Source organism: Streptomyces sp. NPDC005533 (genome assembly GCF_042871845.1).
GTDB lineage: Bacteria > Actinomycetota > Actinomycetes > Streptomycetales > Streptomycetaceae > Streptomyces.
In genome coordinates this window covers 119738-132741 of the sequence record NZ_JBIAJH010000008.1, presented here as the reverse complement: position 1 = coordinate 132741, position 13004 = coordinate 119738, and the positions used below count along the sequence as shown (strand labels likewise).

Sequence of the window (13004 nt, the reverse complement as noted above, 5' to 3'; positions counted from 1 at the left end):
CGTGGGTGGTCGGCCCATGGGCGTGCCACAGGCCGGCCGATGGGTTGCGGCCATCGGAGGATTGGTTGATCCTCCAAGAAGTGCGCCCCATCCGCAAGACCCTGTTCACGGACTGGAACGCATCCCTCCACCGGCCGGCGCCACCCGCCCCACCTGCTCCACTTACGCCATCTGTTCCACCTGCTCAGCCCGCCCGGCCTGCTCGGCGCGCTCGGCCTGCTCCTTGCGGTGCTGCAGCCAGATCCGCTCCGCCACCGACCACGCGGTGGTGGTCAGCAGGTACAGCCCGGCGGCCAGCGGCACCACGGCGGCCGTGATCAGCGTCCCGAACGAGAGCAGGGGCAGTACGCCGCCCAGCTTGCGCATGACCTCCTGCTGCTCGGCGGTCACCTCGGCCACGACCCCGGCCGTGGCGCCCGCCTTGGCTCCCGCCTTGGTCTTCGCCGGGGCCGCCTCGGCCTTGCCGCGGCCGGACGGCGTCGCGGCGGAGGCGGCAGCAGCAGCGGCCGCGGCAGCAGCAGCGGCCGCCGCCTTGCGGCCCCGTACCGCGCTCCAGGCGGCGACCACCGCGATCGCCGCGAACAGCCCGAGGAACACCAGCCCCTGCGCACCGAACGGGCCGCCCTCCCCCAGCGCCTCGGTCCACCGGGAGCCCAGCGGCGCGGCGAAGAGCCGGTGCCCGAGCAGCTCGTTCGCCTCGCCGCCGACCTTCGAGGAGGAGAACGCCCGGTACATCACGAAGAACACGGGCAGCTGGAGCAGCAGCGGCAGACACCCCGCCGCCGGGGTCGCCCCGCGGAAGGCGGCCCGGCTGAGCGGATGCAGGGCGAGCCGAACGAGCACGGTGAACAGCACGATCGCGGCAGCGGTCGCGGACTGGGCCAGCACCGGCTCCAGCAGCCGGCCCAGCTCAGCAACAAGATGGGTGAAAACGGACACGTGGGCCCTCCGAAGGGTCTCGTCGAACGTCGAAAGAGATGCGTTTCGGCGTGACGACCCGCGAGGGGCGACAACAGTGATCAGTCAGCAGAAGGCGAGAACAAGCACGGAAGCAGGATGTACTGCGCGCCCCTACGCGGCCGTCGGGAGGACGCGGCCGGGTGCCCTGGGCCGGGACCGGCCCGAGGCGTCGGGATCGCGCTGCGGCAGAAACGCCGTGCGCTGCTCGCGATCACGTATCGCGGTGCGTATGCGGTGCGGCGGCACGGGCCGCACGAGCCGTGTGGCCGCGGCCAGGGCCTCGGTGCCCACGGCGACGGTGGCGGCGAGGGCGACCACGACGGCGCCCAGCCCGCTCTCCCCGGCGAACAGCCCGAGGACTCCCCCGAGCAGCACGAGCGGGAGCAGCACGGCGAGGGCGCGCGAGGCCCGGGCGAACACGTGGGCCATACGGACCTCCCCCTCTCCACTCCGGACTCCGGACGCACGTGCGTTCACGTACGCGTTCGATGGTAACGGGCCCCGCTGACAACGGAACGTGCAGCGCCCACCCGAGCGTCAGGAGGGCTTCAGGGTCCCCCAGACCACCAGCCGGTACTTGGAGCTGTACTCGGGCGTGCAGGTGGTGAGGGTGATGTACGCGCCGGGCTCGGTATACCCCTGGTCCGGCTTCACCACGCTCCGCGGCACGGGCGCGATCACCCCGGTGTCCCGCTCGGTCGTCTCGCCCAGCGTCTTCCCGACCACGTACGTGAACCTGCGCCCCCGTACGTCGACGATCAGCTCGTCGCCCGCCCGCAGCCGGTTGATGTAGCGGAACGGCTCGCCGTGGGTGTTGCGGTGGCCGGCCAGCGCGAAGTTCCCCCGCTCCCCGGGCCCGGCGGTCCCGGGGTACTGCCCGACGTAGCCCTTGTCGAGGACGGCCCGCTTGTCGATCCCCTGCGAGATGGGGGCGACGAGCCCCAGGCGCGGGATGCGCAGGACGGCGTACGCCCGGTCCTGCTGCGCCGCCGTCGCCGGACGGGCGGGGCGGCCGGGTGCGGCCACGGGTGCGGGAACGGTGGCGGGTGCGGATGCGGTCGCGGCCGGCTCCGGAAGATCAGCTGGGGCAGATGGGTCAGGTGGGTCAGATGGGTCAGGTGCGGGATCCTGCCCCCAGGCCCGCTCCAGGGCCTGGACCCGGTCCTGCGCGACGGCCGCGGCCTGCCGGTTGGTCCACCACACCTGGTGCACCACCAGCAACAACACCACCACGCCCACGGTGACGGTCAGCTCGGCGGCCGCCCACAGCACCCCCGCGAGACCGGCCCGGCGCATCCGCCGGCCACTCCCCTGAACCACCACAGGTATGTGATCCCGCACGGGCGGCACCTTAAGTCCTCCCCCGTCAACTGACCAGCGGCAGTACGGTGTGAACCATGCGCCCCGACACGCCTGCCGAGCACATCGCCGAAGCCGAGCGCCTCATCCGCACGGCGACCCGCTACCCCGAGGACCAGGAGCCCTTGCTCCTCCAGGCCGCGGCCCACCTCGAACTGGCCGACGCACGCGACCGGGCGAGCGCCCTCTACGACCAACTCCTGTCCTCCTCACCTTCCGACCCCTACCTGATCAAGGCCCTGCAGGCGGCGAACCTCTGGGAGTACGGCCACGAGCCGGAGGCCCGCGCCCTCATCTCGGGCATCCGCGCCGCCTCGCCCAAGGACCCGGCGCCGTGGGAGGTCATCGCGGAAGCCCTGGAGGCACACGACGAGTTGGAGGCCTCGCACGAGTGCTTCACCGAAGCGGCGACCCTCCTCATCACGGAGGACGACCCGCTCACCCGGGCCACCACCGCCCTCCTGACGGGCCGCCACCGGGTACGCCGCCTCCTCGGGCGCCCGCACGACGACTGGGACATGGTCGCCGACACCCGTCACGTCGGCCCGATCCCCCTGGACGAGCTCCACGACCCGAAGCGCATCTGGGCGCTCGGCTCCGACGACCCGGCGGAACTGCGCGCGGAGATCGCCCGCCTGCGCGCGGAACTGGGCGACCGTCGCGCGGCCCTCTCCCGCCCGTTCCCGGTGGCGATCCTCCACTGGCCCGCACGGGAACTGGCCGAGCTGCTCACCTCGTACCCCACCCTGGCCACGGAGTACGCCTCGCACGAGGCCCACCTGAGGGAGATCGAGACCTCGCTGCGCGCCCTGGCCGCCTCGGGCACCACGAACCTCGGCATCGTCACCGCGAGCGTCCCCTCCTACGAGGCCTTCGCGGCCTCCGAGAAGACCTCCCCGGCCTCCCCGTCCCTCCTGGCCGAATACGCCACCACCCTCGCCGCCCGCGGCAAAGCCACCCCCTGGCCCCCCACCCCCACCAACCCCTGCTGGTGCACCTCGGGCAAGCCGTACGCGGAATGCCACGGGGGCTGAAGGCCCCAGGGGGTGGTAGCCACCACGCTGCCACCCCCTAGGGGAGCCGGGTCGCCCACCGCTCGCGGTGCTTGCGCGCAAACTCGACGCCCAGGTTGTGCCCCTTGGCTTGCGCAAGCGCCGCACGGAACCGACCGGTGATTCCGTCGATCACGTCGAGTTCGTCCGTCAGCTGCAGTGCGCCTCGGTCGAACAAGGCGTGGCAGTTGGGGCACAGGCACAGCACGTTTTCGATCCGGTCCTGGCCCAAGTGAGGCTTGCCAACGGCCTGTATGTGCGCTGCTTCGCTATACGCCGCACCCTCCAGGGAAACGATCAGCCGCGCGCGACATATCTGGCAGGTGTTGTCGTACATCTTCTTCACCGCACGCACGACCGCGGAGTCCCGCACCAAGCGGTCCTGCGAGATGTAGCGCCGAGCCTGCTCCTCGAAAGGCGTCTCAGCGCCGGCCAACGGGTCCACTGGTTGAGGGGTCACCAGCTGCCCGGGCTCGATCTTGAGCAGCTGGAACTGGCAGATGCCAAAGCCCTCCTGTCCGACCGTCAACCAATGGTCGGCCACCCTGAAGAGCCCGCGATAGCGGTATCCCTTGGTCGCTCGACGGCGCTTGCCACGGGTGACCCCGAGGCCTTCGATCACTCGCACGGGATGTCCCATGGCCTGCGAGACGACCAGCGCAGCGTTGCCCCGCTCCCCGAGGGACTGATCGGCGACCATCCGCCCCGAGTCCCGGTCGCGGCCCCCTTCACCGGTATAGATGATCACGTCGCCTTCATCGCGATCGTCTACGTACCCACCGGAGAGCACGATGGAGTCGGCGCCCGTCTTCTCGGTGCCGGCAATTCCGCGGCCGCTGAAGCGATGGACGCCGTGGGCGTGGAGCTCTGCGTGCCCCTTAAACCAGTCCCCCTCAGCCACACCGTCAGGGGTACCGAACGCAACGGATCTCGAAGGCGCAGTCATGCGCGCATCATGCCAAAGGATCAAAGGTGGGCTAGCGGTTGGTGGTTAGCGGTCGGCCGTGGTGTGGGCGGCTGCGGCCATCGTGGTGGCGGCCGTGAAGACCGCGGGCCAGGGGCCGATCTTCTTGGCCAGGGGGTGGGAGGCCGCGAAGGCGGCGATGTAGGCCGCGCCGAGGAGGGCCGTCGTCGTCGGGGTCGTGCGGCGGTGCCATTCGCGGGCCGCGACGGCGCCGGCGGCCGCGAGGACCACGCCGCCGAGGGGGCGCTTGCCGGTCCAGCGGGCGGCGGCGTAGCCGCCGACGAGGCCGGCTGCGGCCACGAGTGAGGTGGGGAGCTGCGCCATGGTGGGGGCCTCCGGCCGTTCGGACGTCATCGGTCGAGGCTAACGCGCCCGCCGGGTGAAGCGGCGCGCGGCCACCACCCCCAGCACCACGACGGCTCCGCCGAGGACACCGGGCGGGAGGGAGTCCTGAACGGCGCGGGGAAGCACCGCCATCACGCCCAGGATGATGAAGAACGCCACGGCGCAGCCCCCGAGAGCGACCAGGACGCGGGTGATGAGGGTGTTGGTCGGCACGCTGGGCTCCGGGGTGTCCTGTGGCTTCTTTGGCTTCTGTGGTTCCTGCGCGTCGTGCGATGCGTTCGGCTTCGCGCTCCACCCGTTCAACGTCCGCCCGTACGCCGCCGATACGGGCCGTCCGCGACACCGTACGGAAGTCGGATTTGTCGCACACCCTCCGGATCCGTGCACCTGCCCGCCAGGGAACCTTCCCGGCGTAGATTCACTCTCCGAGAGGGGCGATACGACCGAAGCCGCCCAAGTCGGCCCTAGGAGCTGCAAACGTGATCTGTTATGGACCAGCCGTGCTGGACCTGTCGGACGAACTCGCCGACACCTACAGCGAGGTCTTCTCCGCTCCGCCGTGGAACGAGGACGAAGAAACCATTCGCCAGTTCGCCGCCCGGCTCCAGGCCGACAGCCGCCGCACGGGATTCCGTACCGCCTTCGCCCAGTCGGCGGTCGGCATCGACGGATTCGCCACCGCCTGGCTGACCCCCAAGGCCTTCCCCACCGACCGGGCCTACGGACAGGTCACCGCGCAGCTCGGCCGCTCGCGCGTACGGGAACTCCTCATCGGCGCCCTGGAGATCGACGAGCTCGCCGTACGCCCGCACGCGCGCGGCCACGGCACCGGCCGCGCCCTCCTCGCCGAGATCACCGCCGACGCCCCGGACGCCCGCGCCTGGCTCCTCACCGCACGCATGGCCACCGACACCGTCGCCACCTACCGCCGGCTCGGCTGGCACGAGGTCGCCCCGCTGCCCGGCACGGAGAACGGCGTCGTCGTCTTCCTCGCCCCGAACCACCCCTCGGCCTGAGCATCGCCCGCACCCCACCGGGCATATCCCGGGCATGATCACACGCGTCGCCGTCGCCCAGCGCCAGCTCAACCTGGCCACCCACCACCAGCTCAGGCAGGCCGGCATCCCGGCCGCCACCATCAGCGGCCGCAGCCGCCGCGCCGGACCCTGGCAACGGCTCCTGCCCCGCGTGTACCTCCTGCAGACCGGCCCGCCGGACGCCCGGCAGCACGCGCTGTCGGCTGTCCTGTACGCCGCCGAGCCCGCCGCCGACCCGATGTCCGGGGCGAGCGCCGCCCTCACCGGCGGCGCCGCCCTCGCGCTCCTCGGCATCCGCGGCGCGCCGCCCGACCCGCTCCACGTCCTCGTACGCTCCCCGCGCACGGTGACGGCCACCGGCCGCGTCCGGCCCGCCGCGACCGCCCGCTGGCCCGCGACCATCCACATCCACGGCGTCCCCAGCGCCCGCCCGGTCCGGGCCGCCGCCGACTTCGCGGCCCGCACGGACGACCCCGACCTGGTGCGCTCCGTCCTCGCCAACGTCGTCCAGGGCGGCTGGTGCCACCCGCACGACCTGCACGCCGAACTGCGCGCCGGCCGCGTCCGGCACCGCCCCGCCGTCCGCGCCGCCGCCGCGGAACTGCTCGCCGGGGTCCGCTCGATCGCCGAGGGCCGCGCCCGCGACACCCTGTCGGCCACCGACCTGCCCGCACCCCTGTGGAACGCCCGCCTCTACGCGCCCGACGGCGCCTTCCTCGCCACACCGGACGCGTACTGGCCCGAGGAGGGCGTGGCACTGGAGGTCGACTCCGCGGAGTACCACTACACGCGCGACGCCTGGCAGGCCACGCTGCACCGCCGGCTGCGCCTGGAGGCCCACGGCGTCCTGGTCGCCAGTACGACCCCGGCGATCCTCCGGGACCGGCCGGCGGACGTGATCGGCGCCCTGCGCTCCCTCCTCGCCCTGGGGGCGGCCCGCCCCGCGCCGCCGGGCGTCACCGCCCGCGGGCACGCCCAGCTGGAGCTGCCGCTCCCGAGGCCGTAGCCGGGGCCGGGGGCTGGGGGCCGGGGCAGGGGGCCCGGGCCCGGCTACGCCCCGAAGGCGCGGGACACCGCGTAGATCAGCAGGCCCGCCAAGGCGCCGACCACCGTGCCGTTGATCCGGATGAACTGCAGGTCACGGCCGATGTGCGCCTCGATCTTGCGGGAGGTGTGCTCGGCGTCCCAGCCCGCCACCGTGTCCGTGATCAGCGAGGTGATCTCGGTCCGGTAAGTGGTGACGACGTAGACGACCGCGCCCTCGATCCAGCCCTCCAGCTTCGCCTGCAGCCGGCCGTCGGTGGCCAGCCGCGCGCCCAGCGAGATCAGCGAGGCACGGACCCGCAGGCGCAGCTCGCTCTGCTCGTCCTCCGCCGTCGAGATGATCATCGAGCGGATCGCCGACCAGGCCGAGGCGATGACGTCCTGGACCTCGTCGCGGGCCAGGATCTCGGACTTGAGGCGCTCCACCCTCGCACGCGTCTCCGAGTCCGCCTGGAGGTCGGCGGCGAAGTCCCGCAGGAAGCGGTCCACCGCCCCGCGCGCCGGGTGCTCGGGCATGTCCCGCATCTCCGTGACGAACCGGAGCAGCTCCTTGTAGACGCGCTCGCCCACCTTGCGGTCCACGAACCGCGGGGTCCAGCCGGGGGCACCGCCCTGGACCGCGTCCGTGATCGAGTCCCCGTGCGTGACCAGCCAGTCGTAGGCCTTGGCGCAGATCAGGTCGACGGCCCGGCGGTGGCCGCCGTCCGCGACGACCCGCTCCAGGGTCTTGCCGAGGCCCGGCGCGATCTCGACGGCCTCCGCGCGCCGGGTGATCGCCTCGCCGACGACGGCCTGCACGTCGGAGTCGCGCAGGACGGTCAGCGCCCCGCGCAGGGCTGCCGCCAGCTCGGCCGTGACCCGGTCCGCGTGGGCGGGATCGGCCAGCCAGGCACCGAGGCGGCCGCCGATGCCGAGGGCGTGGAGGCGGGCGCGGACCACGTCGGACGAGAGGAAGTTCTCGCCGACGAACTCACCGAGGGTGACGCCGAGCTGGTCCTTCTTGGTCGGGATGATCGCGGTGTGCGGGATGGGCAGGCCGAGGGGCCGCTTGAAGAGGGCGGTGACGGCGAACCAGTCCGCGAGCGCGCCGACCATGCCGGCCTCGGCCGCGGCGGCCACGTACGCGGCCCAGCCGCCGGCGCCCCACGCGTGCTGGGCGTACGTGGCCAGTACGTAGACCAGCGCGACCAGGAGAAGCAGGCCCGTCGCGATGGTCTTCATCCGCCGGACACCGCGCCGGCGCTCCTCGTCCGCCGCGTTGAACACGAACGCTCCGCGGGCGGGGGGCGCGACGGGTCGGGGCTCCGGCGGCGGGGCGGTGCCTCCGGCTGTGCTGCGGTTCTCCACGTGCTCCTGCCTTCCCCCGGGGGCGCCGGTTTTGTCTGCATAGCATCCGACTCCTGGGAGGCCCGAGGAGTTCCCGCCACACCCTTTCGCTCCCGCGGGGGCTGCGGTGTGGACGCCCCCGCGCCGTCTGGCTCCCGCGCGGGCCGCCGTACGAAGGGCCCGCACCCAGCATGCCGCTCCGCGGGGGGGCCGTACGTCACGCTTCCGCGCCGTCTCGGTCCCGCGCGGGCCGCCGTACGGGAGACCCACGCCTGGCCTGCCGCTCCGCGGGGGCCGTTCGTCTCGCTCCCGCGCGGGCCCGTACGCGAGACCCCGCGCCGTCTCGGTCCCGCGCGGGCCGCCGTACGGGAGACCCACGCCTGGCCTGCCGCTCCGCGGGGGCCGTTCGTCTCGCTCCCGCGCGGGCCCGTACGCGAGACCCCGCGCCGTCTCGCTCCCGCGCGGGCCGCGGTACGGAGGGCCCGCGCCCAGCATGCCGCTCCGCGGGGGGGGGCCGTACCTCTCGCTCCCGCGCCGTCTCGCTCCCGCGCGGGCCGTCGCACGGGCGACCCGCGCCCGGCATGCCGCTCCGCGGGGGCCCGTACGGCGGCCGCCGCCGACTCGCTCCCGCACCGTGTCGGTCTGTGGGCCGAGCGAGGGTGTCGGCCCGTCGCATCAGCGGCATGAGCCGCTCGTACCGCCGCCCGCGCGGCGTGGGCCGACCGATCCGTTCCCTGCCCGGCAAGGGCAACACCCGGCAGCGGCACGTGCCGCTGCCGCGAGCCGGAGCGCCGAACCGCCGGCCAGCCGGCGCCTGAAGCCCGGGGGCTTGGGCTCCCCCCATGGCGACGGCAGCTGGCCAGCGGCAGGGCGCCCCGTCGGCGGGCCAAAGCCATGGTCCGGGCCCGCTGTCGGGCCCGGAGCAACGGCCGGCCGCAGGCCCTGGCGGCGGCGCGACGACCCGCCCACCCGGTCCCGCGCACCGCCCGGCCCGCTGCGAAGCGCCCCGGTCGACGGGCCGAGCCCTGCCCGATCCGGGCAGGGCCCGGGCAGCACGCCCTGGCACACCGCGCCCGACAGCCGGCCCCGGCAACAGGCCCGGGCAGCACGCCCCGCAGCAGGCCCGGGCACGGGCCCGGCACCGCGCACCGCAACACGCCCGGCAGCGGGCCTGGGCAGCCGGTCCGTCACCGCGCCCGACAGCCGGCCCGGGCAACGCGCCCGGGCAGCAGGCGTAGGCAGCGGGCCCAGGCAGCGGGCCCGGCACCACCCCGCACGGCAGCAGGGCCGGCCCCCGCGCACCGCAGGCAGTCGTCGGACCGGCGTTACAGCTCCTTGCGGAGGGGTGGGCCCGTTACCGGGGTTTTGGGGGGCTTGACCTTGATCTCCACGCCGCCCCAGAAGGCGAAGCCCGTGACGACGACCCGTGGGGCGCCCGGCACGGACGGGCCCGGGCTGTGGCGCTGATCGAAGGCGCCCATGAAGCCGAAGCCCCGTACGTCGAGCTCCACCCCCGGCGGCACCGTGATCTCGATGCCGCCCATGATCGCGACGCAGTTGATCACCACCTCGCGCTGTGCGAAGTCCGCCTCGCGCAGGTCCAGCTCGCCGCCGCCCCAGAACGCCACCGCGTCGAACCGCGCGGGCACCGTCCACCGGCCCTTGCGCTGGAACCCCGACATGACCGCGACTGCGAGCGTGGAGGTCCCCGCCCCGCCGATCCGCCCCGGCCACGGCGCTGCCGCCGACCCGGCAGCCGGGACCGGCTGCGCGGTCGGCCCCGCCGCCGCCGGCAGGTCACGCGTCAGCGGTTCCAGTTCCGCGTACGTCCGGGACTTGTACGCCGCCTCCAGCCGCTCCTCGAATTCCTCCATGTCGAGCCGGCCCTCGGCGACGGCGTCCCGCAGACGCTCCGCCACCCGGTCCCGGTCCGCATCCGACGCCCTCAGCTCCGGCAACGGCTTCTCCGGCCGATCGTCACTCATGCGGACCAGACTATGCACGGTTTCCCGGGAGTTGTACGGGCAGGACCTGGGCACGTCCCTGAGATCGACCCCGGTTTTCCCCTGACCCGGTCGGTCGACCGGCCCGCTCCGGGCGGGGGCTCAGCCGCGGCCCGCGTACATGCGCGCGATCACGTCCTCGATGTCCGGCTCCCGCACCGACAGGTCCACCAGCGGGTACTCCGCCGCCACCGCCGCCACCAGCGGGGCCGCCGACGTCCCCGCCGGGAACGCCAGCCACTGCCGCGGCCCCTCCACCTTCACCACCCGCGCACCCGCCACCTCGATCGGCGCGAGCTCCCGCTCCAGGTCCACCACCAACGTCCGCTCGCTCGCCCCCGCCGAGCCCTCCGAGCCCTCCGAACCCGCCGCGTGCAGACCGTCCAGCACCCCGTCGTACATCAGCCGCCCGTGGTCGATCACCATCACCCGCTCGCACAACTGCTCGATGTCCTGGAGGTCGTGCGTGGTCAGCAGCACCGTCGTCCCGAGCTCCTCGTTCAACTGCCGCAGGAAGCCCCGTACCTTCGCCTTGCTCACCACGTCGAGCCCGATCGTCGGCTCGTCCAGGTACAGCACCTCCGGATCGTGCAGCAGCGCCGCCGCGATGTCCCCGCGCATCCGCTGCCCGAGCGACAGCTGCCGTACCGGTACGTCGAGCAGCTCGGCCAGGTCCAGCCGGTCCACGCAGCGTTCCAGGTTCTCCGCGAACCGCGCCGCCGGGATCCGGTACATCCGCCGCATCAGCCCGTACGAGTCCTTCAGCGGCAGGTCCCACCACAGCGTGGTGCGCTGCCCGAAGACCACCCCGATCCGGTGCGCGAGGCGCATCCGCTCCCGCGACGGGTCGATGCCCGCGACCCGCAGCCGGCCGCCGCTCGGGGTCAGGATGCCCGTCAGCATCTTGATGGTGGTCGACTTCCCGGCGCCGTTGGGCCCGATGTAGCCGACCATCTCGCCCCGCGCGACCTCGAAGCTGATCCCGTCCACCGCCCGCACCCGGCGTTTCTCCCGGCGCATCAGGCCCACCCGGCGCCGTACGTCGAAGACCTTCTCGACCCCGTCCAGCGAGATCAGCGCATCCGTGTCAGCCACGACTAGCTCCCCGTGCTTCGGTACGAACGGACTCCCGCGCGCCACGCCAGCGACGCGGGCAGGAACACCACGAAGGCCACCAGCGGGCTCAGGTACGCGACCCACCCGGGCAGTCCCAGCGGATCCGGCCGCCCCAGCACGTACAGCGCGGGCAGCCAGTTGACGAAGGCGAGCGGCACGATGAAGGTGACCCCGCGCAGCAGGTCCTTGGCGAAGATCGTCGGCGGGTACTGGAGCATCGTGCAGCCGCCGTAGGTGAAGGAGTTCTGCACCTCGGCCGCGTCCCCGGCGATGAACTGGAAGGCCGCCCCCGTCACCATCACCGCCGCGAAGATCGCCGCCCCGGCCACCACCATCACAGGCACCATCAGCGCCCTCCCGGCCGTCCAGTCCACGTCCAGGGACCAGAGCGCCCAGCCCAGCACCCCGAGCCCCTGCACGACCCGGCCCAGCCGGCGCAGCGCGAACCGGTCCGCCGCCACCTGCGCGAGCACCGGGACGGGACGCACCAGCATCGTGTCCAGCGAGCCGTCCCGGATCCGGGCGCCGATCCGGTCGGTGTTCCCCATCAGCAGGTCCGCGAGGCCCAGGGAGGCCGAGCAGGATCCGTACAGGAGGGCGGTCTCGGGCAGCGTGAAGCCGCCGAGGACGTCCACGTGGGAGAACATGATGAAGATCGTGACGAAGTCGAGGAGGGTGATCGCGGCGTTCCCGAAGGCGGACAGCGCGAAGGACGCCCGGTACGTCATCGTCGAGCGGATCCACATCGCCACGATCAGGCCGTAGCCGCGCAGCCCCTCGCGGACCTGCCGTACGCGGGCGGACCCGCCGAGCGGGCCCACCCCGGACGCCGCCCCCGGCACGGTCCCCGGGGCCGTCAACTCCGGCGCCGGCGAGGCCTCGACGGCCTTCACGGCTTTCACGGCCTCACCGGTCCCGGTCCCGACCCCGGCTCCGGCTCCGGCTCCGGCTCCGGCACCCACTGCCTCCGCCTCAGCCACCCTGGACCACCACCTTCCGCGTCGCGGCCGACTGCAGCAGCCGCCCCGCCCCCAGCAGTACGAGCGCCCACCCGGCCTGGAACCCCAGCGCCCCGGCCGCGCCCCCGGCCCCCGCGTGCTTGTCGAGCAGGACGTCCAGGGGCACCTGGAGCATCGCCGACCACGGCAGGGCGCGCACGAACTCGCCGAAGCCGCCCGGGAAGACGGTCAGCGGCAGCAGCATCCCGGAGAAGAAGATCGAGACGACGGTCGCCATCATGTTGATGCCGGACCCGTCCATCAGCCAGAAGGCCAGCAGCCCCAGCAGGTAGCGCAGCGCGAAGCTCACCACGAGCCCGAGCGCGACCGAGACCAGGAACAGCAGCCAGCGCAGCGGATCGGTGGGCAGCGCCAGCCGGAACACCAGCGCCCCCGCCGCCAACGGGACCAGCCCGCGCCCCAGCAGCTGGAAGGCGGCCCGCCCCATGTCGGCGGCGAGCCACCACATCTGGAGGTCCGCCGGCCGGTACAGGTCGACGGCGATGTCGCCCGTGCGCACCCGCTCCTGGATCTCCTCCTGGAAGCCGCCCCCGATCAACGCCCCTGCGGCGAGCAGCGACTGGCTCACCCACACGAAGGTGAGGGCCTGCGCCTGGTCGTAGCCGCCGAGCCCGGGGCGCTCGTCCCACAGCGCGATGTACGTGTACGCCACGATGAAACCGAAGGTGGTGTTGGTGAAGACCCCGGCCGCCGTCGCCGTTCCGTAGGTGGCGTACCGCCTGAATCCGCCTGCCGCGACCGCCAGGTAGAGACGCACTCTCCGGCGCACCGTATCCCTC

The 13004-nt window shown here is 73.5% G+C and carries 13 protein-coding genes and 1 pseudogene; 3 read left to right on the top strand and 11 right to left on the bottom strand.

Features of this window, described 5'->3' with window-relative positions; translation table 11 throughout:
• Positions 1–162: 162 nt before the first annotated feature.
• The 3 genes from ACFYP3_RS10745 to ACFYP3_RS10735 all read right to left on the bottom strand — a co-directional run bounded on the left by ACFYP3_RS10745 (position 163) and on the right by ACFYP3_RS10735 (position 2256).
• Positions 163–939: a YidC/Oxa1 family membrane protein insertase gene (locus tag ACFYP3_RS10745; RefSeq protein WP_388829956.1), complete on the bottom strand. Its 777-nt coding sequence runs from the start codon at positions 937–939 to the stop codon at positions 163–165.
• 132 nt (positions 940–1071) lie between these two features.
• Positions 1072–1389: a DUF6412 domain-containing protein gene (locus ACFYP3_RS10740; protein ID WP_388829953.1), complete on the bottom strand. Its 318-nt coding sequence runs from the start codon at positions 1387–1389 to the stop codon at positions 1072–1074.
• Positions 1390–1497: 108 nt separating this feature from the next.
• A complete protein-coding gene (locus tag ACFYP3_RS10735) occupies positions 1498–2256 on the bottom strand; it encodes a class E sortase (protein WP_388829950.1) in 759 nt (252 codons plus the stop codon).
• Positions 2257–2357: 101 nt separating this feature from the next.
• On the opposite strand from ACFYP3_RS10735, the gene ACFYP3_RS10730 reads away from it, so the two are divergent.
• Positions 2358–3353 carry an SEC-C metal-binding domain-containing protein gene (locus ACFYP3_RS10730; RefSeq protein WP_388829947.1) on the top strand — a complete coding sequence of 332 codons (996 nt, stop codon included), beginning with the start codon at positions 2358–2360 and terminating at the stop codon, positions 3351–3353.
• A 37-nt stretch (positions 3354–3390) separates the two neighbouring features.
• On the opposite strand, the gene ACFYP3_RS10725 is transcribed toward ACFYP3_RS10730, so the two are convergent.
• From ACFYP3_RS10725 to ACFYP3_RS10715, 3 genes are read right to left on the bottom strand one after another with little or no spacing between them, the layout of a single operon-like run.
• Positions 3391–4317, bottom strand: coding sequence for a YDG/SRA domain-containing protein (locus ACFYP3_RS10725; RefSeq protein ID WP_388829944.1), 927 nt, complete (start codon positions 4315–4317; stop codon positions 3391–3393).
• Between the two features lie 45 nt (positions 4318–4362).
• On the bottom strand, positions 4363–4689 hold the full coding sequence (locus ACFYP3_RS10720; protein ID WP_388829941.1) for a hypothetical protein: 327 nt from the start codon (positions 4687–4689) through the stop codon (positions 4363–4365).
• A gap of 9 nt (positions 4690–4698) precedes the next feature.
• Entirely contained in the window at positions 4699–4893 is a 195-nt protein-coding gene (locus tag ACFYP3_RS10715; RefSeq protein WP_388829938.1) for a hypothetical protein, read from the bottom strand.
• Positions 4894–5159: 266 nt separating this feature from the next.
• On the opposite strand from ACFYP3_RS10715, the gene ACFYP3_RS10710 reads away from it, so the two are divergent.
• Both ACFYP3_RS10710 and ACFYP3_RS10705 read left to right on the top strand, forming a co-directional pair.
• Positions 5160–5696, top strand: coding sequence for a GNAT family N-acetyltransferase (locus ACFYP3_RS10710; protein ID WP_388829935.1), 537 nt, complete (start codon positions 5160–5162; stop codon positions 5694–5696).
• A 34-nt stretch (positions 5697–5730) separates the two neighbouring features.
• A complete protein-coding gene (locus tag ACFYP3_RS10705) occupies positions 5731–6723 on the top strand; it encodes a hypothetical protein (protein WP_388829932.1) in 993 nt (330 codons plus the stop codon).
• Between the two features lie 44 nt (positions 6724–6767).
• On the opposite strand, the gene ACFYP3_RS10700 is transcribed toward ACFYP3_RS10705, so the two are convergent.
• The 5 genes and pseudogenes from ACFYP3_RS10700 to ACFYP3_RS10680 form a co-directional block, all read right to left on the bottom strand.
• Positions 6768–8108, bottom strand: coding sequence for a DUF445 domain-containing protein (locus tag ACFYP3_RS10700; RefSeq protein ID WP_388829929.1), 1341 nt, complete (start codon positions 8106–8108; stop codon positions 6768–6770).
• 1343 nt (positions 8109–9451) lie between these two features.
• Positions 9452–10072, bottom strand: a pseudogene (locus ACFYP3_RS10695) (DUF1707 domain-containing protein); the annotation flags it as partial.
• 120 nt (positions 10073–10192) lie between these two features.
• Positions 10193–11185 carry an ATP-binding cassette domain-containing protein gene (locus ACFYP3_RS10690; RefSeq protein ID WP_388829926.1) on the bottom strand — a complete coding sequence of 331 codons (993 nt, stop codon included), beginning with the start codon at positions 11183–11185 and terminating at the stop codon, positions 10193–10195.
• 2 nt (positions 11186–11187) lie between these two features.
• Positions 11188–12186, bottom strand: coding sequence for an ABC transporter permease (locus tag ACFYP3_RS10685; RefSeq protein ID WP_388829923.1), 999 nt, complete (start codon positions 12184–12186; stop codon positions 11188–11190).
• Positions 12179–12982, bottom strand: coding sequence for an ABC transporter permease (locus ACFYP3_RS10680; protein ID WP_388829920.1), 804 nt, complete (start codon positions 12980–12982; stop codon positions 12179–12181). The genes ACFYP3_RS10685 and ACFYP3_RS10680 overlap by 8 nt, the downstream gene beginning before the upstream one ends.
• Positions 12983–13004 lie beyond the last annotated feature (22 nt).

Coding starts and splice junctions, on each gene's coding strand:
- ACFYP3_RS10740 (WP_388829953.1), bottom strand. CDS start 1,389: ATGGCCCACGTGTTCGCCCGGGCCTCGCGCGCCCTCGCCGTGCTGCTC.
- ACFYP3_RS10735 (WP_388829950.1), bottom strand. CDS start 2,256: ATGCGCCGGGCCGGTCTCGCGGGGGTGCTGTGGGCGGCCGCCGAGCTG.
- ACFYP3_RS10730 (WP_388829947.1), top strand. CDS start 2,358: ATGCGCCCCGACACGCCTGCCGAGCACATCGCCGAAGCCGAGCGCCTC.
- ACFYP3_RS10725 (WP_388829944.1), bottom strand. CDS start 4,317: ATGACTGCGCCTTCGAGATCCGTTGCGTTCGGTACCCCTGACGGTGTG.
- ACFYP3_RS10720 (WP_388829941.1), bottom strand. CDS start 4,689: ATGACGTCCGAACGGCCGGAGGCCCCCACCATGGCGCAGCTCCCCACC.
- ACFYP3_RS10705 (WP_388829932.1), top strand. CDS start 5,731: ATGATCACACGCGTCGCCGTCGCCCAGCGCCAGCTCAACCTGGCCACC.